This window comes from Pseudomonas sp. AC247 (assembly GCF_979258015.1).
The window spans coordinates 1,607,301-1,632,578 of sequence record NZ_OZ409829.1; the positions used below are offsets into that span (position 1 = coordinate 1,607,301).

Annotated in this window: 21 protein-coding genes; 10 read left to right on the plus strand and 11 right to left on the minus strand. The window is 60.5% G+C overall.

Annotation, left to right across the window (positions count from 1 at the left end):
- Window positions 1-449: 449 nt before the first annotated feature.
- Window positions 450-1,655, minus strand: coding sequence for an MFS transporter (locus ACZZ0B_RS07440; protein ID WP_463544741.1), 1,206 nt, complete (start codon window positions 1,653-1,655; stop codon window positions 450-452).
- A gap of 119 nt (window positions 1,656-1,774) precedes the next feature.
- Between ACZZ0B_RS07440 and ACZZ0B_RS07445 the strand changes: the two genes are divergently transcribed.
- Both ACZZ0B_RS07445 and ACZZ0B_RS07450 read left to right on the plus strand, forming a co-directional pair.
- Window positions 1,775-2,674: a LysR family transcriptional regulator gene (locus ACZZ0B_RS07445; RefSeq protein ID WP_463544742.1), complete on the plus strand. Its 900-nt coding sequence runs from the start codon at window positions 1,775-1,777 to the stop codon at window positions 2,672-2,674.
- A gap of 92 nt (window positions 2,675-2,766) precedes the next feature.
- The gene (locus tag ACZZ0B_RS07450) at window positions 2,767-3,639 is read left to right on the plus strand and encodes a DUF2242 domain-containing protein (RefSeq protein WP_158830108.1); all 873 of its coding nucleotides are present in this window, start codon (window positions 2,767-2,769) and stop codon (window positions 3,637-3,639) included.
- Window positions 3,640-4,031: 392 nt separating this feature from the next.
- Here the strand turns inward: ACZZ0B_RS07450 and ACZZ0B_RS07455 are convergent, their stop codons facing one another.
- Together ACZZ0B_RS07455 and ACZZ0B_RS07460 are read right to left on the minus strand one after the other, a co-directional pair.
- Entirely contained in the window at window positions 4,032-5,072 is a 1,041-nt protein-coding gene (locus ACZZ0B_RS07455) for an AraC family transcriptional regulator (RefSeq protein WP_008077698.1), read from the minus strand.
- A 3-nt stretch (window positions 5,073-5,075) separates the two neighbouring features.
- The gene (locus tag ACZZ0B_RS07460) at window positions 5,076-6,206 is read right to left on the minus strand and encodes a nitrilase-related carbon-nitrogen hydrolase (RefSeq protein WP_463544743.1); all 1,131 of its coding nucleotides are present in this window, start codon (window positions 6,204-6,206) and stop codon (window positions 5,076-5,078) included.
- 208 nt (window positions 6,207-6,414) lie between these two features.
- Between ACZZ0B_RS07460 and ACZZ0B_RS07465 the strand changes: the two genes are divergently transcribed.
- Both ACZZ0B_RS07465 and ACZZ0B_RS07470 read left to right on the plus strand, forming a co-directional pair.
- Window positions 6,415-8,454: a 2,4-dienoyl-CoA reductase FMN-binding domain-containing protein gene (locus tag ACZZ0B_RS07465; protein WP_463544744.1), complete on the plus strand. Its 2,040-nt coding sequence runs from the start codon at window positions 6,415-6,417 to the stop codon at window positions 8,452-8,454.
- A gap of 124 nt (window positions 8,455-8,578) precedes the next feature.
- On the plus strand, window positions 8,579-9,484 hold the full coding sequence (locus tag ACZZ0B_RS07470) for a 1-aminocyclopropane-1-carboxylate deaminase/D-cysteine desulfhydrase (RefSeq protein WP_463544745.1): 906 nt from the start codon (window positions 8,579-8,581) through the stop codon (window positions 9,482-9,484).
- 282 nt (window positions 9,485-9,766) lie between these two features.
- On the opposite strand, the gene ACZZ0B_RS07475 is transcribed toward ACZZ0B_RS07470, so the two are convergent.
- Window positions 9,767-10,315, minus strand: coding sequence for a cytochrome b (locus tag ACZZ0B_RS07475; protein WP_463544746.1), 549 nt, complete (start codon window positions 10,313-10,315; stop codon window positions 9,767-9,769).
- A 307-nt stretch (window positions 10,316-10,622) separates the two neighbouring features.
- On the opposite strand from ACZZ0B_RS07475, the gene ACZZ0B_RS07480 reads away from it, so the two are divergent.
- The gene (locus ACZZ0B_RS07480; RefSeq protein ID WP_463544747.1) at window positions 10,623-11,276 is read left to right on the plus strand and encodes a hypothetical protein; all 654 of its coding nucleotides are present in this window, start codon (window positions 10,623-10,625) and stop codon (window positions 11,274-11,276) included.
- A 122-nt stretch (window positions 11,277-11,398) separates the two neighbouring features.
- Here the strand turns inward: ACZZ0B_RS07480 and phnX are convergent, their stop codons facing one another.
- Together phnX and ACZZ0B_RS07490 are read right to left on the minus strand one after the other, a co-directional pair.
- Window positions 11,399-12,226, minus strand: a complete 828-nt coding sequence (gene phnX, locus ACZZ0B_RS07485; protein WP_463544748.1) for a phosphonoacetaldehyde hydrolase — start codon at window positions 12,224-12,226, stop codon at window positions 11,399-11,401.
- A 144-nt stretch (window positions 12,227-12,370) separates the two neighbouring features.
- On the minus strand, window positions 12,371-13,480 hold the full coding sequence (locus ACZZ0B_RS07490) for a 2-aminoethylphosphonate--pyruvate transaminase (protein WP_463544749.1): 1,110 nt from the start codon (window positions 13,478-13,480) through the stop codon (window positions 12,371-12,373).
- A 112-nt stretch (window positions 13,481-13,592) separates the two neighbouring features.
- On the opposite strand from ACZZ0B_RS07490, the gene ACZZ0B_RS07495 reads away from it, so the two are divergent.
- On the plus strand, window positions 13,593-14,453 hold the full coding sequence (locus ACZZ0B_RS07495) for a LysR substrate-binding domain-containing protein (RefSeq protein WP_463544750.1): 861 nt from the start codon (window positions 13,593-13,595) through the stop codon (window positions 14,451-14,453).
- Between the two features lies 1 nt (window position 14,454).
- Here the strand turns inward: ACZZ0B_RS07495 and ACZZ0B_RS07500 are convergent, their stop codons facing one another.
- The gene (locus ACZZ0B_RS07500) at window positions 14,455-15,183 is read right to left on the minus strand and encodes a CatB-related O-acetyltransferase (protein WP_045123333.1); all 729 of its coding nucleotides are present in this window, start codon (window positions 15,181-15,183) and stop codon (window positions 14,455-14,457) included.
- A gap of 120 nt (window positions 15,184-15,303) precedes the next feature.
- The gene (locus tag ACZZ0B_RS07505; RefSeq protein ID WP_008087873.1) at window positions 15,304-16,176 is read right to left on the minus strand and encodes a LysR family transcriptional regulator; all 873 of its coding nucleotides are present in this window, start codon (window positions 16,174-16,176) and stop codon (window positions 15,304-15,306) included.
- 286 nt (window positions 16,177-16,462) lie between these two features.
- Here ACZZ0B_RS07505 and ACZZ0B_RS07510 point away from each other — a divergent pair, with 286 nt between their 5' ends.
- The gene (locus tag ACZZ0B_RS07510) at window positions 16,463-17,788 is read left to right on the plus strand and encodes an MFS transporter (RefSeq protein WP_463544751.1); all 1,326 of its coding nucleotides are present in this window, start codon (window positions 16,463-16,465) and stop codon (window positions 17,786-17,788) included.
- A gap of 73 nt (window positions 17,789-17,861) precedes the next feature.
- On the plus strand, window positions 17,862-19,253 hold the full coding sequence (locus ACZZ0B_RS07515) for an FAD-dependent oxidoreductase (protein WP_463544752.1): 1,392 nt from the start codon (window positions 17,862-17,864) through the stop codon (window positions 19,251-19,253).
- A gap of 107 nt (window positions 19,254-19,360) precedes the next feature.
- On the opposite strand, the gene ACZZ0B_RS07520 is transcribed toward ACZZ0B_RS07515, so the two are convergent.
- On the minus strand, window positions 19,361-20,743 hold the full coding sequence (locus ACZZ0B_RS07520) for a type VI secretion system Vgr family protein (RefSeq protein ID WP_463544753.1): 1,383 nt from the start codon (window positions 20,741-20,743) through the stop codon (window positions 19,361-19,363).
- 221 nt (window positions 20,744-20,964) lie between these two features.
- On the opposite strand from ACZZ0B_RS07520, the gene ACZZ0B_RS07525 reads away from it, so the two are divergent.
- The gene (locus tag ACZZ0B_RS07525) at window positions 20,965-21,669 is read left to right on the plus strand and encodes a YebC/PmpR family DNA-binding transcriptional regulator (RefSeq protein ID WP_008077979.1); all 705 of its coding nucleotides are present in this window, start codon (window positions 20,965-20,967) and stop codon (window positions 21,667-21,669) included.
- 127 nt (window positions 21,670-21,796) lie between these two features.
- Here ACZZ0B_RS07525 and ACZZ0B_RS07530 read toward each other — a convergent pair whose 3' ends face one another.
- Both ACZZ0B_RS07530 and zapE read right to left on the minus strand, forming a co-directional pair.
- Window positions 21,797-23,110: a leucine-rich repeat-containing protein kinase family protein gene (locus tag ACZZ0B_RS07530; RefSeq protein ID WP_463544754.1), complete on the minus strand. Its 1,314-nt coding sequence runs from the start codon at window positions 23,108-23,110 to the stop codon at window positions 21,797-21,799.
- Between the two features lie 222 nt (window positions 23,111-23,332).
- A complete protein-coding gene (gene zapE, locus ACZZ0B_RS07535; protein WP_463544755.1) occupies window positions 23,333-24,463 on the minus strand; it encodes a cell division protein ZapE in 1,131 nt (376 codons plus the stop codon).
- Between the two features lie 286 nt (window positions 24,464-24,749).
- Here zapE and ACZZ0B_RS07540 point away from each other — a divergent pair, with 286 nt between their 5' ends.
- Window positions 24,750-25,271, plus strand: coding sequence for a Csu type fimbrial protein (locus ACZZ0B_RS07540; RefSeq protein ID WP_463544756.1), 522 nt, complete (start codon window positions 24,750-24,752; stop codon window positions 25,269-25,271).
- The last annotated feature ends 7 nt before the right edge of the window (window positions 25,272-25,278 follow it).

Below are 25,278 nucleotides of genomic sequence, written 5' to 3' on the forward strand. Positions count from 1 at the left end.
CCGCCCTTACGGCGGGTCACTTTGGCAAACGCCCCAAAGTAACCAAAGGTCTATGCCCTGACGTTCGGCCCGCTCGCTGGGGCTCGGGGTTCCTTCGCTCCGGGATCGATCCGGGGGGCATCGCCTCCGGTTTGCTGCGCTGCACCTCCTCTCGATGTGTTTAGCTGCGCCAAACGGTCGCTGCGCTCCCACCCCGGATCAATCCCTCCACTCAGCCTGCCGACGGGCCTTCAGATCAAAAGCTGCACCCGAGCTTGCGCTCATCGTGTTGAGTGGTGAGGGGCAGGGGTGGTGCGCATTATGCTTTCGCTCTTCTGTGGGAGCTGGCTTGCCAGCGATGGCGGCCTGAGCGCCGACCCATTTCCTACTGGTGTACCCGATCCAACTGTAGGAGTGAGCCTGCTCGCGATGGCGTCCTCACTGCCCACCATTCCCCAACATGCCTCGCCCTAACTAGCGCTCGGAAATCCATGGACTTTGGCCCTGAGCGTCGCCCACAGACTAAGCACCAACAGCGCTGTGACGATCCACGGAAACGCCCCGACGCCTGGATTCTCCAGCAGTAAGCCACCCAACAGCCCACCGCCGGCTATCCCGACATTCCACAATGTCACCAGCATCGATTGCGCGGTATCAGCGGCCTCTTTTGCGGTTTTCGCAGAAGCGGTTTGCAGCAGTGAGGGCATTGCGCCGAATGCCAGTCCCCAGACAGCGGTGGCGAAGTAAATCACGCCGGGCAACTCACGCCATACGCCGAGCGCAATCGAGGCCAGCATGAACAGCCCTGCACTGATCAGCACCAGTTCGCGTAGCCAGCGGTCGATCAGGCTGCCGACGATCCACAGGCTCAGTACTGACGCGAGGCCGAACACCAGCAACACCCGGTCGACGCTCGAAGCAAGCCCGGACGGTTGCAAAAACGGCGCGATGTAGGTGTACAGCAAGTTGTGTGCGACGACGTAGGACAGGGTAACGAACAGCACGGATCGCACGCCCGGCAGGGTAAAGACCTGACGCAAGGGCAGGCGTTGGCTGGCGCGTTCACCGGCGAAATCCGGCACTTGCCAGCGTACCCAGATGACCAGCAGCACGGTCAGCCCGGTCATGATCGCAAAGCTGAGGCGCCAGCCCACCGCGGTGCCGAGCAACGTGCCGGCCGGGATGCCCAGCGACAGCGCAAGGGGCGCGCCGAGCATCGCCACTGTGATGGCGCGGCCCTGCAGGTGCGGTGCAACCATGCGGCTGGCGTAGCCTGCCAGCAGCGCCCAGAGCAGTCCGGCGAAGACGCCGGCGATCAGGCGGGCGATCAGGGTCAGCCAATACAGGTCTGATACGGCAGTGATGACGTTGGCGATAGCGAAGCCGCCGATCGCTGTCAGTAGCAGAGGCCTGCGTCGCCAGCCGCGGGTGGCGATCGTCAGCGGAATTGCCGCCAGGATCGAGCCGATGGCGTACAGGGTGACCAATTGCCCGATCAATGCTTGTGAGACGTTCAAGCCCTCGCTCATTTGCGGCAGCAGGCCGGCCGGCATGGCTTCGGTCATCACTGTGATGAATCCGGCGGTTGCCAGCGCGAGCAATGCGCCGAGGGGTAAACGTTCGCGGGTCTGGAGCGAGTCATCCAGTGCGGTACAGGTCAGTGGGGCGTCGTTCATGAGCCGGCATCCATGTGCAGAAGGGGACGAAGGCCACAGGGTAGGGCGCTGCGCAGCGGCGAAAAACAGGTTAAGGTTCCGAACATATCGGACACGGATGTCTTCAATGGAGGTGAGGGATGGATAGCCTGGGCAGTATTTCGGTGTTTGTGCAGGTCGCCGAGACGCGCAGCTTTACCGAGGCCGGTAGGCTGCAAGGGGTTTCATCTTCGGCCGTGGGCAAAAGCATCGCGCGGCTGGAGGCGCGGCTGGGTGTGCGTTTGTTCCATCGCACCACCCGCAGCATCACGCTGACCAGCGAGGGCGCGCTGTTTCTTGAGCGCTGTCGCAAGATTCTGGCGGAAGTCGAGGCGGCGGAGTTCGAGCTGTGCGATGCCGCCGCGCAGCCTCACGGCAAGTTACGCATCAGCCTGCCGCAGGTGCACGGTCTGGTGATGCCGGTCATGAACGAGTTCATGACGCTCTACCCACAGATCGAACTGGATCTGGATTTGACCGATCGCATGGTCGATGTGGTCGAAGAGGGCTTTGACGCGGTGATTCGCACCGGCAAGCCGCGTGATTCGCGCTTGATGGCGCGGCCACTGGGTGAATTTCATATGGTGCTTGTGGCCAGCCCGGTTTATCTGCAGCAGCGCGGCACACCGCAAAGTCCCGCCGATCTGGCCGATCACGCCTGTTTGCGGCACACCTTTCACGCCACCGGCAAGTTGGAGCCCTGGCCACTGCGGCGCGAGGAGGGCAGCGCCGAGCCGATGTTGCCGACGCGGCTGGTCAGTACCTCCATCGAGGCGGTCAACCACGCGGCACTGGCCGGTATGGGCATTGCCTGTCTACCTGATTTCATGACGCACGATGACGTGACCCAGGGACGCTTGCAGCGGGTGTTGGAGGCTGATGTCGAGCACGTCGGGCAATTCTGGCTGCTGTGGCCATCGAGTCGCCATGCCACGGCAAAATTGCGGGTTTTTATCGATCATTTATCCGCGCGACTTTTTCCCGCCCATGAAGGTCGATAGAGTTGTAAGCGTTTCAAGACACTAATCCATACGCCGCGGGGCTGCGATCTGTTGCACAATACGCCCCGGACTGTTTTCCCTCAGGATGTTTAATGTTGATTTCCACTCCCTTGCGTGTTGTCGGGTTGGCGTTGTTGGTGGCTGCAGTGGCCGGCTGTTCGAAAGACAAACCGATGTACGAGCATGAGAACTTCGATGACTCCGGCACGTTCTCGCGCAACTATCCGGTGACCGACGCTACCAGTTGTGAAGCGGCGCGCCGCGCCTTGCTCAGTCAGGGCTATATCATCACCAGCAGCGACCCGAAGCTGATCAGTGGCCACAAGAGCTTTCAGCAAACCGGCGATACGCACATGGAGATCAGCTTCAATGTGGTCTGTGCCGAAGACAGCAGCGGCAAGCATCACGCGACCATGTTCGCCAACGCCCTGCAGGATCGCTATGCGCTGAAGAAAACCAACAACTCCGCCAGCCTCGGTGTCGGTGTGCTGGGCTCGGTGTCGATGCCGATCGGCTCGTCGGACGACTCGATGGTCAAGGTTGCCAGCGAAACGGTGACCTCGCAGAAGTTCTATGAACGATTCTTCACCCTGGTCGAGCTGTTCCTGCCGGCCGATGCGAAGAAAGCGGCGCATATCGAAGAAAAACCGAAAACCGACCTTGGTGTGCCTGAGCCGAAACCTGCGCCAGCGCCCGCTGCGTTGGTGCCGACACCTGCGGCCGAGCCAGCAGCAACCCCCGCAGCGACACCCGCTCCGGCGGCCGAACCGGCTCCGGCCCCGGCTGAAGTAGCCCCTGTGAGTTCTGAGCCCGTTGTGCCGCCCGCCGAAACTGCGCCGATCACCCCGGCACCCGCCGCAGAACCCGCGCCGGCAGCCCAGACCGAGGTCATCACGCCGCCGGCCAATCCGGACATCCCGCCGCCGTCCGAGCCGATCCCGGCGATGCCGTCCTCCGGCCAATAACCCGATCGCCTCGTAGGAGCTGCGGTACGCTGCGATCTTTTGATGTTGTTTTTAAAGGCAAGATCAACAGATCGCAGCGTGCCGCAGCTCCTACGAGGGATTCGTGACATTCCCCTGACAAAATTCTCGCGATAAATTCCTGTCCGTCTGCTACGTTTTATTGATGAAGGCCACGTTTCATTTTTCCTTCACACGGGCACTTTATGCTCGGGGCACGGGTCGATTGATCAGGCCATTTTCAGCGAGCAGCAGGGGGATTACACGATGGACGACTATCAAGAAGAACTGCTCGAGTACCAGGCTTTTGAACTGGACCCACCGGAGCCAGCAGAAGACGCTACCGAGCTGTAAGCGCTTGCTTGCCGCTTGTGGCTGTCGGCTTGTAGCTGCCTTTATGCCGTTTTGCGGTGACTGCGGCGGAATTCGCCCGGGGTCTGACCGCTCCAGCGTTTGAATGCGCGCTGGAACGCTTCGGCTGAGGCAAACCCCAGCAGGTAGGCGATCTCACCGAACGCCAGTTCCGTGTCGCGGATGTAGGTCATCGCCAGGTCACGGCGAGTGTCATTGAGGATCGCGCGAAACTGCGTGCCTTCCTCGGCCAGTTTGCGCCGCAACGTCCAGGTGGGTAACTTCAGGCGAGCCGCCACTTCTTCCAGGTCGGGTTCCCGGCCACCATTCAACAATGGCCCCAACAACTGCGTGATGCGTTCGCGCAGGCTGCGAGTGCGGGTCAGTTGTTCCAGTTCGCGTTCACACAATTGCAGCAGGTGCCGCCAGGTGCTTGGGCAATGTTGCGGGTTGCGTTGGGCGAGGCTGCTCAGGCTCAGGCGCAATTGATTGCGCTCGGCGCCGAACTGCAGCGGGCAATCGCCCAGTGCGGTGTAGGCGTCGCGGTAATCCGGTTCGTCGAATTCAATGTCGATGCGCTCGGCTCGCAGCGATTCGCCGCTGACGCTCGACAACTGATGCAGCCAGCCAGCAATAATCGAATCCACCACGAAGCGGTTATAGGCGTTGTATGGGCTGATCGAATAGAAACGCAGCCACGCGCCATTCGCGTCTTCGTGAAAACTCGACTGGCCGCGATAGTTGGAGCCGTACAACGGTTCGAAACGGATCAGGCAGCGTGCCGCCTCGCGCACGGTCGGGGCTTGCGCGGCGGTCACCCCGGCCAGCCCGGCCTGACTCAGGCGACTGAGCTGGCCCATGCGCAGCCCCAACGCAGGATCGCCGGTCAACTGAATCGCCGCGTGTCCCAAACGCATGTAGCGCGGAATAGACAACCGCGCGCCAGCTTCCGCCAGTCGCGCGGTATCCAGACCGTATTGCTCCAGCAGCGGCAGAGGGTCGGCGTCGTGGCTGCGCACCGCATCGGCGAGGCTATGGACAAAGCCCACCGACAAATCCCCAAGGCGCATCGGCAGCGGCTTCATGGTTTACAACCAGATATTCAGCAAACGCGCGCCACGCGCTTCGCCATCGGCGAACTGTTGGCCGTTGCTGCTGAGGAAACTTTGCCCTGAACTCAACTTGTCCCAGAACTGCCCGCGCAGGAACACGCTGATGCCGGCGATCGCCCGGCTGCTCGGCGGTTGCGCGGTCAAGGTCAGACGATGCCAGGCCTGGCCTTCGCTGACTTCGCCGGGCTTGAGGCTGACCGAGCCCGGCGTGCTGGAACCCTTGTAGCCGCCCCACGGTTGATCCCACACGTTATGACCGACGACAAACGCCGGCACGGCGATCAGTTGCGCGCCTTGCTCGTCGAGTTTGCGGTAATTGTCCGGGTACCAGCTGTCGCTGCCGATCAGGATGCCAAGGCGTCCGGCGGGGGTGTCGACCACGTTGATGGCGTGCTTGTCTTCAGCCTCGATCACGTCGCGCTGATCGAAGATCGGGTGCATCTGCCGCTGCGGTTGTCCGAGCGGCACGCCGTCGCGGCCAAACACCACGCTGCTGTTGAACAAGGCGCCGCTACCCGGCTTGAGCTGGCCATCGCGGATACTCGGCTCGGGCAGCACGATGGAGCCGGCCACCAGCGTTACGTGAAATTCCTTGGCCAAGCCACCGAACAGCACCTGATAGTCCTTGGCCATGTCTTTGGACTTCATGCGCAGGTGCGCATCATCCAGGCGACTGCTGCCCTTGGCGCTCAGCCAGGCGCGGGCAAACAGCAGCGGATTGCTCGCGGCCAGCCAGTTCATCGCTTCGGCGAGTGTCGGCGCCTGATACAGCTCATCTTTTTCGCCGCTGATCATCAGCCAGGTGCCGACGTGCTCGGGCAACACGACCACGGTTTTGTCGTTCAACAAACCCTGATCCTGCGCTTGCTGCAAATAAGCGGCGAGCTTGCGGTGCAGGCGCTCCGGGCTTTGATAGTCGGTGGGGAAGAGTTCGGGCTGGATGCCCAAGAGATTGCCACGGTCGGCGGGTGTGCCTTGATCGACCGCGAGTTTGATGCGCAGGTCGGACAAGTAATGTCCCGCCGGGCGGTCCGCCGCCCACATGGCGTAGGAAGCAAGGACGGCCACGAGGGCCATGGAAAACGTCAGATACAAAAGTTTGCGCATGAAAACCAACAACAGCCGGGTACAGGGTGTGGCGACTAGGGTAGGGCGCATGGCGCCGGTTGCCAAGGGGCGCTGCGCATTTGGATCAATAAGTTGTCAGTTACGGTCATTGAGTGACAGCAGTGCGACTCTTAGTCTGTGCCACATGACTGACGGGGGACGCAGAGCTCCCGCAACTTTTCCGTGATTGCTCGTTGTGGAGTTACCGATGACCGCCGCTCATTACCCGCACCTGTTGGCCCCGCTGGACCTGGGATTCACCACGCTGCGCAACCGCACTCTGATGGGTTCGATGCACACCGGCCTGGAAGAGAAACCGGGCGGCTTTGAACGCATGGCCGCGTACTTCGCGGAACGTGCGCGCGGCGGTGTTGGCCTGATGGTCACCGGCGGCATTGGTCCGAACGACGAGGGCGGCGTTTATTCTGGTGCGGCCAAGCTGACCACCGAAGAAGAAGCGCTCAAGCACCGCATCGTCACCCGCGCGGTGCACGACGCGGGCGGCAAGATCTGCATGCAGATTCTCCACGCCGGCCGTTATGCTTACAGCCCGAAACAAGTGGCACCGAGTGCGATTCAGGCGCCGATCAACCCGTTCAAACCGAAAGAGCTGGACGAGGAAGGCATCGAGAAGCAGATCAGTGATTTCGTCACTTGCTCGGTGCTGGCGCAAACCGCCGAGTACGACGGCGTCGAAATCATGGGCTCGGAAGGTTATTTCATTAACCAGTTCCTTGCCGCGCACACCAACCACCGTACCGACCGTTGGGGTGGCAGCTACGAAAACCGTATGCGTCTGCCGGTGGAAATCGTTCGCCGTGTGCGCGAAGCCGTAGGCCCGAACTTCATCATCATTTTCCGTCTGTCGATGCTCGACCTGGTCGAGGGCGGCAGCACGTGGGATGAGATCGTCACCCTGGCCAAAGCCATTGAGCAAGCCGGCGCGACCATCATCAATACCGGCATTGGCTGGCACGAAGCGCGCATTCCGACCATCGCTACCAAAGTCCCGCGTGCGGCGTTCAGCAAGGTCACGGCCAAGCTGCGCGGATCGGTGAACATTCCGTTGATCACCACCAACCGCATCAACACCCCGGAAATCGCCGAGCAGATTCTCGCTGAAGGCGATGCCGACATGGTCTCGATGGCGCGGCCGTTCCTCGCCGATCCGGACTTCGTCAACAAGGCTGCTGAAGGTCGCGCCGACGAGATCAACACCTGCATCGGCTGCAACCAGGCGTGCCTCGATCACACCTTTGGCGGCAAGCTGACCAGTTGCCTGGTCAACCCGCGTGCCTGCCATGAGACCGAACTCAATTATCTGCCGGTGCAGCAGATCAAGAAGATTGCCGTAGTCGGCGCCGGCCCTGCCGGTTTGTCCGCCGCCACCGTGGCCGCCGAGCGTGGCCATCAGGTGACCCTGTTTGATTCGTCCAGCGAAATCGGCGGCCAGTTCAACATCGCCAAGCGCGTGCCGGGCAAGGAAGAGTTCTTCGAAACCCTGCGCTACTTCAAGCGCAAGCTGCAGACCAGCAATGTCGAGGTGTGCCTGAATACCCGCGTCGACGTGACGAAACTGGTTGAAGGCGGTTATGACGAAATCATCCTTGCCACCGGCATTGCGCCGCGTGTGCCGGCGATTCCCGGCGTCGACAACGCCAAGGTGTTGAGCTACATCGATGTGATTCTTGAGCGCAAACCGGTTGGCAAGCGTGTCGCGGTGATCGGTGCGGGCGGTATCGGTTTTGACGTCTCGGAATTCCTCGTTCACGAAGGCGTGGCCACCAGTCAGGATCGTGCCGCGTTCTGGAAAGAGTGGGGCATCGATACGCAACTGGAAGCCCGTGGTGGCGTCGCCGGGATCAAAGCCGCACCGCATGCACCGGCCCGTGAAGTGTTCCTGTTGCAGCGCAAGAAAACCAAGGTGGGCGATGGCCTGGGCAAAACCACGGGCTGGATTCACCGTACCGGTTTGAAGAACAAGCAGGTGCAGATGCTCAACAGCGTTGAATACCTGGGCATTGATGATGACGGTCTGCATATTCGCATTGGCGAAACCGGCGAGCCGCAACTGCTGGCGGTGGACAACATCGTGATTTGCGCCGGCCAGGATCCGCTGCGTGAGCTGCACGACGGCCTGGTCGCGGCGGGGCAGAATGTGCACCTGATCGGCGGCGCCGATGTCGCGGCAGAGCTGGATGCCAAGCGCGCCATCAACCAAGGCTCGCGCCTCGCCGCTGAACTGTAAGCACCTATGTAGGAGCTGCCGCAGGCTGCGATCTTTTGATTCTGTTTTTAAAAGACAAGATCAAAAGATCGCAGCCTGCGGCAGCTCCTACTAGTATGTGTTTTTTTCAGATTACGCAGCGCCCATGTTTCCCCACGCCCCCCTCGAACACCTTCATCTGGACTGGCTGAGCGCCGCCGGTATTGAAGTGGCCATCCTGCGTCTCGACCAGATCGACCCGCTGATCAGCGGCAACAAGTGGTTCAAACTCGTCGAACACCTCAAGGCTGCCGAGCGCAACGGGGCCGAAGGCATCATCAGCCTTGGTGGTGCGCACTCCAATCATCTGCATGCGTTGGCAGCGGCGGGGAAACGGCTGGGGTTTAAAACCGTGGGGCTGTTGCGCGGGCATGCGCTGGAAACGCCGACGGTGGAGGATCTGCAAGCGTTCGGCATGCAACTGCACTGGCTGGGTTACGGCGGCTATCGGGCGCGGCACGAGCCTGGGTTCTGGGAACCTTGGCTGGCGCAATATCCGACGCTGCACGCGGTGCCCGAGGGCGGCGGTGGTTTGAGTGGTGCGCTCGGTTGTGTTGCGCTGAAGGCGCAGGTTGATGCGCAGTTGAGCGCGTTGGACTGGCGCGATTATCAGGCCTGGTGGCTGGCGTGCGGCACCGGCACGACATTGGCCGGGTTGGTGCTGGCGGAGGCGGGGGCGCATCCGGTGTTCGGCGCGCTGGCGGTGCCGGAAGATCATGGTGTGGCACCCCAGGTCGAGGCGATTTTGCGCGAAGCCGGGGTGGCCAATGCGGGGTATGCGTTGATTGAGGCGAGCCGTGGTGGTTTTGCCAAGGTTGATTCGGGGTTGCTGGCGTTTATTGAACAGACCGAACAGGCCAGCGGTGTGCCGTTGGAACCGCTGTATACCGGCAAAGCGTTGCTGGCCCTCAAGGAACAGATAGCAGCAGGCAGATTTGCCAGCGGCACACGACTGGTCTTCGTCCACACCGGCGGTCTGCAGGGCAGACGCGGTTTCAGCACTGATCCCTGACCGCACCCTATTTCTGTCATATGGAGATCTATTGTGGCGAGGGGATTTATCCCCGCTGGGCTGCGAAGCAGCCCCAATTCAGCCCACACTGTTCAGCCTGACACACTGCGTTTTGAGGTTTTGGGGCTGCTTCGCAGCCCAACGGGGATAAATCCCCTCGCCACAATGGTTTGCATTGCCCCAGATAGATTCCATTGCCAGGCACAGTGGTTTGCATTGCCCCAGATGGATTCCATTGCCAGGCACAATGGTTTGTATTGCCCCAGATAGATCCCGGTAGGTTTACCCGCGCTTCGGCATCATCCGCAGCAACGTGTTATCCCTCACCACATAATGGTGATAGATCCCCGCCAGCGCATGCAGGCCGATCAGCCAGTACCCGACGGTAGCGATCAGCACATGCCAGTACTCAATTTGTTTGGCGAAGTCTTTGTTTTCCGCGACCAGCAACGGCAGATCAAAACCATAGAACATCACCTGATGCCCCTCGGCGCTGGTGATCACCCAGCCAAGTATCGGCATGCTGATCATGAACAGGTACAACGCCCAGTGCATCAGTCGCGCCAGCAGCGTTTGCCATTGCGGTGACGCCGGGAAAATTTGCGGCGCCGGGCCGAGGCTGCGCGCGAGCAGGCGAAACCACACCAGCACGAATACGGTCAGGCCCAGCATGTAATGCACTTCACGGATCAGCGTGCGCCCGCCGCTGCCTTTGGGGAAGAGGCCGCGCAATTCCATGCTGGCGTACACCAGCACCAGCAGCACCAACATCAGCCAATGCAGCATGACCGACACGGTGCTGTAACGCGATTCGGAACTTGTCCACGGCATACAGTGTTCCTCTCGGTTCAGGGTTTCATCGCACCGTTTCTCTGACGGCATGCCTTAACTGTAAACCCCCCTGAGCATTTCTGCTGAACGAAACAGAAGTTTTAATGTGCTGTTTTTACAAAGTTATTAGTGTTTGCGGTTTGCGGGCTTTAGTGCTGCGGGTGTAACCGGTTGTTGTTTATATCTTGAATCTGCAGAGAGTTTGATTGGCGTTGTTTGATCCGCTAATGTTGCGGGCAGTTGTTGCTTTCAAATCGCTTGATTCAATAAGTGATGCTGCTGATAACTTACTTAAAAGGAATTAAAGATGACTTTTTGTATTCTTCTGAATCGCAAGCATAGTAAAAACATTGTAAAAAAAGCGATGGCCAAGCCACCGATATCTCGACCGAAGCCCGTGGGCAGCAAACCGCCAGTAACCCGACCCACCACACCTCCGGTCAAGCCACCCGTGGTTCCGGTCAAGCCGCCAGTCAAACCTGCACCGGTCAAACCGCCTGTGAAGCCGCCGGTCAAATCACCCGTGAAGCCACCTGTCACTCCGGGGACGCCTGGCACCAAACCACCGGTCAAGCCAGCGCCACCGGGCACCAAACCACCCGTGAATGCCCGTCCGCCAATGCCGTGGCCTACCTTGAACATCAACATCGATCCGGTGGCACTGATTAACCTGATCAACGCCCTCGGCAGTATTCGCCAGCCGGATGGATCGACCACACTGAGCGATGGCAGCATCGTCGATGCCGGAAAAAACAAAGTTACCCGCCCCGACGGGATCATTCAGCATGCTGACGGCCGGGTCGAGCATCCTGATGGCCGCATCGTGTGGCCGGATGACACCGTGGAATATCCAGACGGTCGTATCGTCTGGGCTGACGGCACCGAGCAACTAGCGGACGGTTCGATTCGTTATCCCGATGGATTGAAATATGATGCAGATGGCAATCTTGTTGTTGATTGAATGTTACTGTTTTGATTTGAAAGACTGTTTCGGTTTAACAGCTTGAAACCGATCAGGTGTTTAAGGTGATCAATAAAAAAACCGCCAACTTTTTATCAGTTGGCGGTTTTTTTCAATCTACCTTAATCGTTTTGCGGCATCTCACCCTTGGCCAGGCGCTGGTTGATGTCAGCAATCACTTCCGGCAAATCAGTGATGGTGTCGATCATGTAGTGCGGACGCGAGCTTTCGAACAGCGCGTGGATGCGCTTGCGCTCGCTGGCCAGTTCATCACTGCCCAGTGCGCGGAAGCCCTCGTAATCGAGGCCCAGCGCATTGCCCGAACAGATCAGCGCGACCGTCCACATCCCGGCACGCCGGCCTTCGAGGATGCCCGGCACGGTGTCGTCGATCTTCACGCAGGCGCCGACGTCGTCGATGCCCAGTGCAATCACGTTGGCCAGCGCCTGAGCCGGCCATGGGCGACCGTTCGGCACCTCGTCGGTGGCGACCACGTGGTCGGCGACGTAACCGTTGGTGGCGGCCAGTTCGACGACTTTGTCCATGACCTGTTTCGGGTAGCCGGAGCAGGAGCCGATCTTGATCCCTTGCTGACGCAGGTTGGCGATGGTTTCCAGCGCGCCGGGAATCAGCGCCGAGTGCTCGGCGATCTTCTCGATCTGCAACGGCATGAAGCGGTTGTAGATCGCGGTGACGTCGTCATCGGTCGGCGTACGGCCGAAAACCTTGCGATAACGCTCGGCGACTTGCGGCTGATCGCAGAGGGTGCGGATGTGGTCCCACTTGCCCATGCCCATCGGGCCACGGGCTTCTTCGATGGAGACTTGCACGTCGAATTCGGCGAAGGCTTCGACGAAGATTTGCGTCGGCGCGAAAGAGCCGAAGTCGACCACGGTGCCGGCCCAGTCGAGGATGGCGGCTTGCAGCTTGCTTGGATTGACGTAGTTCATGTTTATCAAATTCCTATGTTGGCAATGCAATTCAAACTGTAGGAGTGAGCCTGCTCGCGATAGCGGTTGATCATTCAACATCTTCGTCGACTGACACGGCCTCATCGCGAGCAGGCTCACTCCTACAGGGGATTTGTGTGGGGCTTAGATGTCGAGGACTTCCATCTCGCGCAGTACTTCGCCAACCGCCGCCACGGCCTGGCGCATTTCCTCCGGGCTGACGTGGCCGATGCAGCCGACGCGGAACGTTTCGACTTGAGTGAGCTTGCCCGGATAAAGGATGTAACCCTTGGCCTTGACCCGTTCGTAGAAATCCTTGAACTGATAGCGCGGGTCACTCGGCGCATGGAACGTGGCAATAATCGGCGCCTGAATCGCTGCCGGCAGAAAGCTGCGCAAACCCAGCTTGCCTATCTCTTCCATCAACGCCTGGCAGTTGGCGGCGTAACGCGCATGCCGTGCCGGCAACCCACCTTCCTCGTTGTATTGCAGCAGCGCTTCATGCAGCGCCGCGACCACGTGGGTCGGCGGGGTGAAGCGCCATTGACCGGTCTTCTGCATATAAGCGTGCTGGTCGAACAAATCCATCGCCAGCGAGTGAGAATTCCCGGCCGCAGCGGCCAGCGCCTCTTTGCGGGCGAAGACAAAGCCCATCCCCGGCACGCCTTCCAGACACTTGCCAGACGCGGCGATCAGCGCGTCGAACGGCACCTTCTGCGCGTCCACCGGCAGCGCGCCGAAGGAGCTCATGGCGTCAATGATCAGGCGTTTGCCGTGTTGCGCAACAACCTGGGCGATTTCCGGCAGCGGATTAAGAATCCCGGTACTGGTTTCGCAATGAATCAGCGCGACGTGAGTGATGTCAGCATCGGCGCGCAGCAGACGATCGACGTCGGCGGCGGTGGTCGGTTCGTCTTCAGCGGTTTCGAAGGTGCTGAACGAGCGGCCAAGTACTTCGCAGATTTTCGCCAGGCGCTTGCCGTAGGCACCGTTGATCAGCACCAGCACTTTGCCGTCACGCGGCACCAATGTGCCGATCGCCGCCTCGACGGCAAAGGTGCCGCTGCCCTGTAACGGCACGCAGTGGTGAGTGGCGGCGCCGTTGAGGATCGCCAGCAATTGTTCGCACAGGCTGGCGGTCAGTTGATTGAAGCGGTCATCCCATGACCCCCAGTCGACCATCATCGCCTGGCGGGTGCGGGCCGAAGTGGTCAACGGGCCGGGAGTGAGCAGGATGGGTTCGGCAATACTCATTCGTGTGTCCTCGGATAGCGCTGTGGGATGAAGCTACGGGGCATACGTTGCAATTCGCCGTTGCATCAATCAAATTGTTTATTGTTATGCCAGCCATCAGTGAGAGTTATTCATGAACCTGTTTCAACTGCGCGCCTTCGACGCCGTGGCCCGCGAAGGCAGCTTCACCCGCGCCGCTGCGCGGTTGTTTATCAGTCAGCCGGCGGTCACCGGGCACATCAAGGCGCTGGAGGAGCATTACCAGATCACCCTCCTGCGGCGAACAGCACGACGGGTGGAACTGACGGAGGAGGGCACCAAACTCGCGGCGATCACCCGTGCGATGTTCGGTCTGGCAGAAGAGGCGCAGGCGATGCTCGAAGCCAACCGGCAACTGCTCACCGGTCGGCTGGAAGTGGCCGCGGACGGCCCGCACATGGTCATGCCGATGCTCGCCAGCCTGCGCGCGCGCTACCCGGGCATCACCGTGAATTTGCGTTTGGGCAATGCCCAGGAAACGTTGGCGGCGTTGTTGTCGGAACACGCGGACGTCGCAGTGCTGACCGAGGTTGAACCGCGCAAAGGCCTGCACCTGCAAGCGCTGAGCGAGTCACGAATTTGCGCGTTGGTGCCGGCCGCGCATCCATGGGCAACGCGCAGCGGTGAGGTGAAACTCAAGGAACTGGACCAAGTGATCATGGTGCTGCGTGAGCCGAGTTCGATCACCCGGCGTACGTTTGACGACGCCTGCACGCAGGCTGCGATTCATCCACGGGTGTTGCTGGAACTGGACAGCCGCGAGGCGGTGACGGAAGCCGTGGCCGCGGAGCTGGGCGTGGGCGTGGTGTCATCGGTGGAAGTCAGCCATGACCCGCGCGTGGTGGCGATTCCGATTGTCGGGGAGGGGTTGGTCAACCGCCACATGATTGGCTGCATGGAGCGGCGCCGGGAGTTGCGTTTGATTCAGGCGTTTTTCGGCCTGGCACCGGGCTGAGTCAGGCGATTGCCAATTGCGGCTGCGCGGGCAGGGTCGCTGTACGTGTTCGGCTGATTTCGATTCTCGGGTAATCCGCCTGGCGCAATTGCATGGCTTCAAGCTGAGTCAACGCGGCGTCGGGATTATTCAACGGCAGCGTTTGCAGCAGCTTTACATCCAGATTCCACCACTGACTCTTGAGCAGCCTTTCGATGGTCTGCGGGTCATGCCGGTACTTGATGATTTTCGCCGGGGTGCCGGCAACGATCGCGTAGGGCGGCACATCCTGGGTCACCAGCGCGCGCGTCGCGATAATTGCACCGGTACCGATCTGTACGCCTTCCAGAATCATCGCGCTGTGACCGATCCACACGTCGTGGCCAATCGTCACGTCGGCCACCACCGGGTCGAACGTCAGGGCCGTGTCGGTGTACTGAAAGGGATGGGAGCTCAGCCAGTCGGTGGGATGCGAACTCTTTTGCTGACCGATGAAGCAGCGCGTGCTGATCGAGCAGAAGCGGCCGATGGAGGAAACGGCAGACAGCACGCAATCACTGCGGATGTAAGTGTGCGCGCCTATCGCCAGGTGTTTCGACTCGATTACGACATGGCCGATGCTGACGTGTTCTTCGAGTGTCAGGATCGAGCGTTTGTGCAACGAAGACATGCCGCCGGCGACTTTGCAGTCGTGCTGGCGAATCCATTTCTTCCAGAGGTGATCACGAAGCAGATTTATTATTTTTTTCACGATGGGTACTTGGATTCCGTGGCGCTTATCAGCGAGTGGTACTGAGAAATATCCTGTCACAGGTGCCTTGGCGCCAGTGTAGCCGACGATCTCGATTCGCCTTAACCGGAAAACGCCGAATCAGCTCAGACTTTCGCGCACCATTTCCAGAAATGTCGCCACCACTCGCCGCGAACTCTGTTCGCGCAGGCACACCAGCGTTTCCGTCAGCCGTCGCGTGCAGTCGATGATCGGCAACGCACAGACCCGCGAGTCCGCGCCGAATTCCGCCGCCGACACTACGCCGACGCCAATCCCCACCACCACGGCTTCACGCGCCGCTTCACGCCCCTCGACCTGAATCGCCGGGCGGATGCGAAACCCGGCCCGGGCCATTTCCTCTTCCAGTGTCTGCCGCGTTACCGAACCGTGTTCGCGCAGCACCAGCGGCGTGTCATCGAGATCCGCCAGGCAGATCGACTCGCGCTCGGCCCACGGATGATTGCGCGACACAAACGCGACCATCGGATCGTTACGCAACGGAACACAGAGCAGGCGTTCATCGCTGACGTCACGCCCGAGCAGCGCCAGATCGGCCTGATAGTTGAACAGGCGAAACAGCGATTCGTCGGTGTTGCCGGTCTCGATCTTCACGCTGATCCCCGGATAGCGCTCGCAGAAGCGCGCGATCTGCGGCAGCACGTGCACCGGCGCGTCTACCGCGAGAATCAGGCTGCCGGTCTGCAAGGCCTGGGATTCCTGCAGCAATTCCTGCGCTTCGGCTTCAATTACAAACAGCCGTTGCGTGATCGCCAGCAAGCGCTCGCCCAAATCGGTCAGGCGCACGGAACGTTTATTGCGGTGAAACAGCAAGACACCGAAACGCTCCTCCAATTTGCGCACCTGGTCGGATATCGCTGGCTGCGTGAGAAAAAGGCGCTCGGCGGCTTTGGTGAAGCTGCCATGCACGGCCACCGCGTGGAAGGCTTTGAGTTGGGCGTGGGAGACTGCCATGGCGACTCCTGGTGCGGGGAAGGCTCAGTAACAAGCTGAGCTTATGTGTGAAATACGATAAATCGATTTTATTTATTAAACAGTAATTGCTTTGATCGGCTCACGCCATCGCTGACTGCTCGGTCGAGCAGCAAGATTGGCCATGAGCCTGTGCGTGCAACAGCAGGACTCATCTGACCGATACCGCCATAGGGATGGGGCGATATCGCAGTGCTCAACAATAAAAACACAGGCGTTTTGCTTAACGATTCTGCCGGCACACTCACACCCTGAGGTCAGAACCACAATGAACAAGCACATCGGCACCCTCGCACGTTGGCGCGTGCAGATTTTCGCGATTACCTGGCTGGCGTACGCCGCTTTCTACTTCACCCGCAAAGCTTTTTCGGTGGCCAAACTGGGCATCGCCGAAGACCCCTCCTTCATGCTCGACAAAATGGCCATGGCCAACCTCGACGCCATCTATCTGGCGGCGTACGCCATAGGCCAATTCACCTGGGGCATGCTCGCCGACCGCTTTGGCCCAAGGGTCGTGGTGCTCGGTGGTTTGCTGATTTCCGCCGCGGCGGCGGTGGTGATGGGCAGTTTTGCCACGCTGCCGATCTTCGCCACTTGCATGCTGATCCAGGGGTTGGCGCAGTCCACCGGATGGTCGGGGTTGTGTAAAAACCTTGGCAGTTTCTTTCCTGCAAAGGAACGCGGACGGGTGCTGGGTTTGTGGAGTTCCTGCTACGCGTTTGGTGGTCTGGTGGCCTCGCCGTTTGCCGGCTGGTGGGCGTACACGCTGGTCGGCAGTTGGCACGCCGCGTTCATTTCCAGTGCGGTGGTGGTCGCCGTGGTTGCGGTGTTGTTCTTTATCTTCCAGCGCAACAAACCGGAGGACGTCGGCCTGCCGGAAGTGGATCCAGAGCCGATACTCAGCGCCGCGGAAATCGAAGCCAACAGCAAGCTCAGCGTCTGGGAACCATTGAAGGAAATCCTGCGCAACCGCACGGTGCTGGTCCTGGGCCTGGCGTATTTCATGTTGAAACCGGCGCGTTACGCGATTCTGTTGTGGGGCCCGGTGATCGTGTTTGAACAGATGCCAAGTGTCGGCAAGGTCGGCGCGGCGATCATTCCCACCTCGTTTGAACTGGCCGGGTTGCTCGGGCCGATCCTGATCGGTCTGGCCTCGGACAAACTGTTCGGCGCCCGGCGCATGCCCGCCTGCGTGCTGAGCCTGCTGGCGCTGACCGTGACGCTGGCGCTGTTTATGGGCGCGCTGCACACCGGCAGCGTGTTGCTGGTGGTCGCGCTGTTGTTTGTCATGGGCCTGACTTTGTACGGTCCGGATTCGATGATCAGCGGTGCGGCCGCTATCGACTTCGGCAAAGCCAAGGCCGGCGCCACGGCGGCCGGTTTCGTCAACGGCTGCGGCTCGGTCGGCGCGGTGCTGGGTGGTTTGCTGCCGGGTTACTTCGACTCGGTGACGGTGTTTATCGTCTTCGCCGGTTGCGCACTGTTCTCGGCGCTGGTGCTGATCCCGCACTGGAACAGCCGCCCGGTCGGCGTGATGGAGCCGCGCGCGTCCATTCCCAATTGCCGGTTGACGATCAAACCCCTGCGTTCCTGAAACCCCTTTGCCTCGCGGCCTGCTGCGGCATTCGCGGCAGGCTGTGACGTGGCCCACTGACTGGAGAAAACCCATGAGACCGTTTTGGCTGGAGCAGGCCTTGCAGGCTGACACGTCGCCGACATGCCCGTCGCTGCAAGGCGAAGTACGCACCGACGTGTGCATCGTCGGCGGTGGTTACACCGGGTTGTGGACAGCGATCATGCTCAAGCAGCAGAACCCTGAACTCGATGTACTGCTGATCGAAGCCGACATCTGCGGCGCCGGCGCCAGTGGCCGTAATGGCGGCTGTGCGTTGTCGTGGTCGGCGAAATATTTCACCCTTGAGCGCCTGTTTGGCGTCGAAGAAGCGGTGCGTCTGGTCACGGAGTCGGAGCGCAGCATCCACGCCATTGGCGAGTTCTGTGAACAGTACGGCGTTGATGCCGATTACCGTCTCGACGGCACGCTGTACACCGCGACCAACCGCGCGCAGGTCGGTTCGACGGATGCAGTGATCGCCGCTCTGGAGCGTAACGGCATCAACTCGTTCACCCAGCGGCCGGTCGCCGATGTGCAGCGCATGGCCGGTTCTGCCAAACATCTGGAGGGCTGGTTCTCGCCGGCCGCCGCCAGTGTGCAACCGGGCAAACTGGTGCGCGGCTTGCGCCGAGTGGCGCTGCAATTGGGGGTGAAAATCCACGAAAACACGGCGATGACCGGGCTCGAAGAGGGGCGCCCGGCGCGTCTGCAGACGCCGCAGGGCAACATCGTCGCCGACCGCGTGGTGCTGGCGATGAACGCCTGGATGGCCCGCGCCTTTGCGCAGTTCGAGCGCAGCGTGGCGATTGTTTCCAGCGACATGCTGATCACCGAACCGCGTCCGGATCTGTTGCAGGAGATTGGTTTGACCAGCGGCGTCAGCGTGCTTGATTCACGGATTTTCGTGCACTACTACCACAACACCCCGGACGGCCGGATCATGCTCGGCAAGGGCGGCAATACCTTCGCGTTTGGTGGACGGATGTTGCCCGTGTTTGATCAGCCGTCGCCGTATGCCGGATTGCTCAAGCGCAGCCTCGATGACTTCTTCCCGGCGTTCAGTGATGTGAAGGTCGATGCGACGTGGAACGGGCCGTCAGATCGCTCGGTCACCGGGTTGCCGTTCTTCGGCCAGATGAGCAGCAGCGGCAATGTGTTTTACGGCTTTGGTTATTCCGGCAGCGGGGTAGGGCCTTGTCACATGGGCGGGCAGATTCTGGCGTCGCTGGTGCAGGGCCTGGACAATTCGTGGACGCGTTCGCCGATTGTTAATGGACCGCTGGGGTATTTTCCGCCGGAGCCGATTCGTTACCTCGGCTCGCTGATGGTGCGCAACGCCATCCGCCGCAAGGAACGCGCCGAAGATCATGGCCACCGGCCTCGGCATCTGGACGTGCGCCTGGCAAAATTCGCCGCTGCCGCCGGCAAAGCCGACAAAGCCTGAAAGGTTGAAAACAACCCCCTGTAGGAGCTGCCGAAGGCTGCGATCTTTTGATTTTGTTTTTTTAGAATCAAGATCAAAAGATCGCAGCCTTCGGCAGCTCCTACAGGTCAGGATCGGTTGATCAGCCAATCTAGTAACAGGCTGCTGTCGCGGGCTGACGGTACCTCTACCTGCGCGGAATCGCGTTGCGTACCCAGACACAAAATCGGTCGATCCGGATCGCTGTCGAGAAAACTTACCCACACCTCGCTGCCCGTGCGGGGCAGGTCGTGGGCCGCGAGGCGGCCGTGGGCGTGAGTCAAGGCGATTGGCAGCCATATGCCCTCATCGTCGCCGACGGCTGACGTCGGCCACACGCTCACGTTGATCCGCCCCTGCTCATCAAGAACGGTCGGCAGACCGGCGGGGCCGAGCACGCGGGCCAGATGATAGCCGGGAATTCGCGGTCGGGCTTGTTTGAGCGGCGGACGAAAGTCGGTCGACCAGGGCAGGGCACTGAAGTCGTTGTGATAGCGGTACTCGACAGGCGCAGGGTCAAGAATCGATGGCTGTTGCCCGTGATGGCGCAGTTCAGTGATCAACCACTGCTCGTTGAAACCACTGACAGGGTGCTGAGTCACTTGCAGCAGATGGCCACTGCGCAGTTGACGGCTGTCGCTGCGGCCATGGACCGAACGATATAGGCAGCGCTGGCGCTCCAGATGGCGGCGACTGCGCTGTTCGGCATGGCGCTGTTGCGCGGACATCGCGCTCACACTCGGGGCGGCGACGGTTTGATTGGCAGCGTCTTCGCCGCCAGCCTGTTGCCCACGGTTTCGGACATCGTGCTGAGGCACTGAGGGCGCGGCATCGTGTCGTTGAAACAGACTGTTTACCCGTGGCGTTTCCCCGTCGTCGGTGTTGAACGGAATCAGTACCGGCGTCTGTGGCAGGCTCAAACTGTCGTCGGCAAACACCACGACATGTCCCTCAGGACCGTGTTCGAAGTGATAGTGGATGCCTTCTTCTTCGCACAACCGCTGCAGCAACGCCAGGTCGCTTTCTTCGTACTGGATGCAGAAGTCGCGCGGTGGATAGTGGCCGACGGTCAATTCGATGCGGAAACTGTCGGCCGGCAGGTCATGCTCCGCGAGTAACTGCGCGAGGATCGCCGGCACACTCGACTGCACAAATACTCGACGCACCGGCGACTGCGCCAGACGTTGCAAATGTGGCACCAGGACCAGGCGATAGCCGACGCGATGGCTGCCGCGATGGTCGCAAGTGACGCAATGGATCACGCCATGAACGCCTTGCTGTTCACCCATGCGCAGAAAAGCAGGCTGATGCAGCAACGCGTCCGGCGGTATCGCCGGCGCCAGGCCAATGACTTCGACGTCAAACCGGAAAGGCTGATTCAGTGCTTCCTCGCCACTGAAACGCAGCACCGGCAGGCGTAACTCGCCATCGGTCAGGGTCAGGGTGAACGGACTTTCCTTGTCATTGAGCATTCGCACAGGTTCTGTCAGGCAATACGGACGGCAGAGGGTACGAAACCGCAGCGCTGAATAGTCATCGCAAGAGGCCTTTTCAGAATCGCCCTACAACGTGTGGTGAAGATGTCGATTCGCCAATCAATATTTTTGGTCGATTGCCGACTTTAGGCCGTATAAACTTGGCGCCACGCGTCGGCCAATAGATGTCTCGGCGCCACAGATCAAGAGAGTGAGTAATGGGCGCACAGTGGAAGGTTAAACACAAAGAAGCGGCAGCCAACGCCAGGGGCAAAATCTTCGGCAAACTGGTGAAAGAAATCACCATTGCTGCGCGCAACGGTGCCGATACCGCCACCAACGCACACTTGCGTCTGGTGGTTGAACAGGCCAAGAAAGCCTCGATGCCGAAAGAGACCCTCGACCGCGCCATCAAGAAAGGCGCCGGTCTGCTGGGTGAAGCGGTGCAATACCATCGCGTGACCTACGAAGGTTTCGCCCCGCACCAGGTGCCGCTGATCGTCGAGTGCGTGACCGACAACGTCAACCGCACCGTGGCAGAAATCCGTGTCGCGTTCCGTAAGGGCCAGCTGGGTGCTTCCGGTTCGGTCGCGTGGGATTTCAACCATGTCGGCATGATCGAAGCCTCGCCGGACACCCCGGACGCCGATCCGGAAATGGCCGCGATCGAAGCCGGTGCCCAGGATTTCGAGCCGGGCGAAGACGGCGCGACCCTGTTCATCACCGACCCGACTGACCTTGATGCCGTGCAGAAAGCGCTGCCGGAACAGGGCTTCACCGTATTGTCGGCCAAGCTTGGCTACCAGCCGAAAAACCCGGTGACCGGGTTGAGCGATGAGCAGATGGCTGAAGTCGAGGCGTTCCTCGAAGGCCTCGATAACCATGATGACGTGCAGGATATGTTTGTCGGTCTGGCGGGCTGATTTGTTTCGCCAGTGATGGCCTCATCGCGGGCAAGCCCGCTCCCACAGGTTTTTGCGCAGTTCACATATTTTGTGCACGACACGGACACTGTGGGAGCGGGCTTGCCCGCGATTGACCGCGCAGCGGTCACAGATTTTCAAGATCGCGCAACACTTCACTGAACCCCGGCCGCGCCAGCACCTGCGCCTGGCAACAACGCCGTTCCAGCTCCTCCCAATGTAAACGCTGTTCGGCACTCAGCCCCGAATCGATACGCGCCAGCAATTCCCCCAACAAGATCCCGAATGCGCGCACCTCAATGCGTTGCAGCGCACGTGTCTGTGCGTTATCGGTGGTGGCATGGAACGACGCCCCGCCAAAATCCCCCAGAAGACAATCGCCCCGGTCGTTCAACAAAATGTTGTGCCCGTACAGGTCACCGTGGGTAATGCCTTGCTCATGCAGATGTTCCGCTGCCGAAGCAATGCCCTTGGCAATGTGTAAGGCAACCTCGGCCGTGAAGCGCAGGTCATCGGCGTACACATCCCGCGAGCACGAGGCCAGGCTTGGCAATCCGGCAAGATTGCGAAAACTTGGGTCAATCAGTTGCATCACCAGCCCTTGCTGACCCTCGGGGTGACCGTTGATACGTCCTTCAACGCGGATCAGGTTCGGGTGCAAGCCAGCGGTAATGCACGCGTTTATTTCGTGCAACGGTGAGCCGTCGCTGGTCATTGCACCTTTGTACAACTTCACCGCGACCGGTTTCAGCGAGCCATCGGCTTGCTGCCAGTTCGCCCGGGAAATCACCCCGGAGGCGCCTTCGCCGAGTTTCTGCTCCAGGCGCAATGCCGACCAATGAATCAGCGGCGTGGCTTCCAGTGCGGCGGCATCGGCTTCGGTTTCCAGCGGATTGCCGGCGTAGGCCAGCCATGTCAGGCTCGGCAAGCTCAGCAGCCACTGCGGCAGTTCACTGAACTGGTTGACCGAGATGCGCAGCAGCTCCAATCGATGGCAGTTGCGCAGCGATTCAGGCAGCGCTTGCAGACGATTGCCCGAGAGCATGAGTTTTTGCAGATAAGGGCGCTCGCCCAATTCAGTCGGCAGGGTTTCTATGCAGTTGTCGGTCAGGATCAACCAGCGCAGCAGCGGTGGCAGCGCGGCCCCGGGGACTTCGACGATGCGATTGGCCTTGAAGCCGACCATCGTCAGCGCCGCACATTGGCCGAGGCAGGCGGGCAGTGCGGTGAAAGGATTGTCCGAGCAAAACAGCACGCGCAGGCGGGTCAGGCGATGCAGATCATCCGGCAGGCGGCTGAGTTTATTGCCGCTGAGGTTGAGGATTTCGAGGGTGTCGGCCAGCTCGAAGATCTCGCGCGGAAACTCGGTCAGCCCGCAAGACAGATCCAGCCGCGTGATGCCCGACAACTCGCCGGCGCGTAATTGAGCAAGGGTGTGCATTGTAGGTGTTCACTTTTTGAAAAAAGGCCAGTGGCGCGAGGCGCTGGGGAATGGGCGCCATGATAACGGCAAAGCCTTGATTTGCGCCCGGGTCGGATTTTGTGGGCGACACAAATCCTTTGTAGGAGCTAGCTTGCTGGCGATCGCGGTGGGTCAGATAACTCAAGCCAACTGAACCACCGCAATCGCCAGCAGGCTAGCTCCTACAAGGGTTTTGGGGTGTCAGGCGGGGTCGTGGATAACCTGTAGCTGCCCTAACCGGCTACGCGTGCGCCCCAGGTCGATCGCATCGCCGCCAAGGCTTTCGCACAGCGACTGTCGCCCTATCAGCGTCAGGTGCTTGTCCTGGTCGTAGAGCACGTCAATCAGGTTGATGAAGCGTTGTTGCGCGGCAATCGAGCAGTCGCCCAGCAGTGGTAAATCGTCAATCACCCAGTGGTCGAAACGCCGGCACAACTCCAGATAGTCCATCACTGCGGTCGGCTGCTCACACAGATCAGCGAACGTAAACGCCACGCGTCGGCCTTCACTCAAACGTGCGCGAAACAGTCGGGCGCCGACGGTCAGCGACAGCGGTGGCGCATCTTGCGTCGGCAGATCCAGAGCCTGGCGCTGGGCCGCTGTGCCCGGCCACACATAATGGCCGTGGGTAAACACCTGGTGTTCATGGTTGCGCGCGAGACTGCGGTAATCATGCGGGCCGCCGACTTCCATCACCTGCATGCGCGTATTGATCAGCTCGATCACCGGTTTGAAACGCGCGTGATAGAGCGGATTGGGCAGTAAACCTTCGGGCGGATAGTTGGAGGTCACCAACAACAGAATGCCGCGCTGGAACAGTGCCTTGAACAGCCGGGTGATGAGCATCGCATCGCCGATGTCATGCACATGAAATTCGTCGAAACACAGTACCCGACAGTCCGCCAGCAATTCATCGAGCGTGGTGGCGAGGGCATCGTCCTGCTCGCGATGGCTGAACATGCCCTGATGCAATTGCGCGAAGAATTGATGGAAGTGCAGACGGCGTTTCTCGGTGATCGGCAATGCCTGGAAAAAACCGTCGAGCAGCCAGCTCTTGCCGCGCCCGACCGCGCCGTACAGGTAAAGACTCGGCGGCGTGCGCGGCGTGGCGCCGAACAGCAGGCTGGCCTGCTGCGCCATGCAATCGATCACCTGTTGCTGGCTGTGGCTGAGGGTATAGCCCTGATTGTGTGCCTTGTGCCGAAAGTAATCGCGGATCGACTCGGCGCTGGCGTCATGCCCGGCGCTGGCGGGCATGTTTCGGCCGAACAGGCGGCGCAACGTCGACCAGCGTTGCTTCAGTCGAGTGGATTTTGGCGGTCGGGCGGGCACGCTGGGCTGACTCCGTATTGGTCGAACCGGCTCCACGGAGCGCGGCGGCCTAGTGTAACCAGACGCAAAGTGATGCTTCCAGCAGCTCTGCACGGGAGTGGGCGATCACTGAACAGTATTTTGCCGGTTGTACAGCTATTGGCAGTGGCCATTGCGCGGTGTGATCAACCTTTCGAAACATATCCCGCCGGTTGCATGGATCCAATCGACTGGCGCAATCGCCGTGTGTTGCTAACCTGAAACACAGTAACGACAACGCAAGCGATCGCTGACAAGGAATGGAGCAGTGAATGCACGGGTGGTCATGGGCCTGCTGGGTGTGCTGGGCGCACCGGTCTACGCGGCGGATCTTCAAGTCGAAGTGCGCGTCGATGTGCAACGTGGCTGCCAGTTGATCGGCCAGCAACGTGAAGCGGGAATCGAGCAACTCGGTGTGCTGGATTTCGGCAGCACCGCGCGTCTTGATGATCCGGCCGGGCCGCTGGGCGCGGCGTTGACCAATCAACGCCTGCCACGGCTGGAGTGCAACCCGGACACGCCGTATCAAATGCGCGTCGATGGCGGTCTGCATGGCGGTGTCGGTGAGGTGCGCTACATGCTCGGCGGGGCGGACAGCCAGCCGATTCCGTACCGCTTGTATCAGGACGCCGCGCGGCGGATACCGCTGGTGGTGGATGTACCGGTCAGCGGCCGAGTGCCGGACACTGGCACGGTGGAATTGCCGCTGTACGCGCGGATCGAGCGTCTGGCGCAGGTGCCACGGGTCAGCCGCTATTCGGATCTGATCAAGGTCACAGTCACTTGGTGATCAGCGC

What these genes read in the sequence shown, in the direction of transcription:
- ACZZ0B_RS07440 (WP_463544741.1), bottom strand. Translation starts at nt 1,655, where the DNA reads ATGAACGACGCCCCACTGACCTGTACCGCACTGGATGACTCGCTCCAG.
- ACZZ0B_RS07445 (WP_463544742.1), top strand. Translation starts at nt 1,775, where the DNA reads ATGGATAGCCTGGGCAGTATTTCGGTGTTTGTGCAGGTCGCCGAGACG.
- ACZZ0B_RS07450 (WP_158830108.1), top strand. Translation starts at nt 2,767, where the DNA reads ATGTTGATTTCCACTCCCTTGCGTGTTGTCGGGTTGGCGTTGTTGGTG.
- ACZZ0B_RS07455 (WP_008077698.1), bottom strand. Translation starts at nt 5,072, where the DNA reads ATGAAGCCGCTGCCGATGCGCCTTGGGGATTTGTCGGTGGGCTTTGTC.
- ACZZ0B_RS07460 (WP_463544743.1), bottom strand. Translation starts at nt 6,206, where the DNA reads ATGCGCAAACTTTTGTATCTGACGTTTTCCATGGCCCTCGTGGCCGTC.
- ACZZ0B_RS07465 (WP_463544744.1), top strand. Translation starts at nt 6,415, where the DNA reads ATGACCGCCGCTCATTACCCGCACCTGTTGGCCCCGCTGGACCTGGGA.
- ACZZ0B_RS07470 (WP_463544745.1), top strand. Translation starts at nt 8,579, where the DNA reads ATGTTTCCCCACGCCCCCCTCGAACACCTTCATCTGGACTGGCTGAGC.
- ACZZ0B_RS07475 (WP_463544746.1), bottom strand. Translation starts at nt 10,315, where the DNA reads ATGCCGTGGACAAGTTCCGAATCGCGTTACAGCACCGTGTCGGTCATG.
- ACZZ0B_RS07480 (WP_463544747.1), top strand. Translation starts at nt 10,623, where the DNA reads ATGACTTTTTGTATTCTTCTGAATCGCAAGCATAGTAAAAACATTGTA.
- phnX (WP_463544748.1), bottom strand. Translation starts at nt 12,226, where the DNA reads ATGAACTACGTCAATCCAAGCAAGCTGCAAGCCGCCATCCTCGACTGG.
- ACZZ0B_RS07490 (WP_463544749.1), bottom strand. Translation starts at nt 13,480, where the DNA reads ATGAGTATTGCCGAACCCATCCTGCTCACTCCCGGCCCGTTGACCACT.
- ACZZ0B_RS07495 (WP_463544750.1), top strand. Translation starts at nt 13,593, where the DNA reads ATGAACCTGTTTCAACTGCGCGCCTTCGACGCCGTGGCCCGCGAAGGC.
- ACZZ0B_RS07505 (WP_008087873.1), bottom strand. Translation starts at nt 16,176, where the DNA reads ATGGCAGTCTCCCACGCCCAACTCAAAGCCTTCCACGCGGTGGCCGTG.
- ACZZ0B_RS07510 (WP_463544751.1), top strand. Translation starts at nt 16,463, where the DNA reads ATGAACAAGCACATCGGCACCCTCGCACGTTGGCGCGTGCAGATTTTC.
- ACZZ0B_RS07515 (WP_463544752.1), top strand. Translation starts at nt 17,862, where the DNA reads ATGAGACCGTTTTGGCTGGAGCAGGCCTTGCAGGCTGACACGTCGCCG.
- ACZZ0B_RS07520 (WP_463544753.1), bottom strand. Translation starts at nt 20,743, where the DNA reads ATGCTCAATGACAAGGAAAGTCCGTTCACCCTGACCCTGACCGATGGC.
- ACZZ0B_RS07525 (WP_008077979.1), top strand. Translation starts at nt 20,965, where the DNA reads ATGGGCGCACAGTGGAAGGTTAAACACAAAGAAGCGGCAGCCAACGCC.
- ACZZ0B_RS07530 (WP_463544754.1), bottom strand. Translation starts at nt 23,110, where the DNA reads ATGCACACCCTTGCTCAATTACGCGCCGGCGAGTTGTCGGGCATCACG.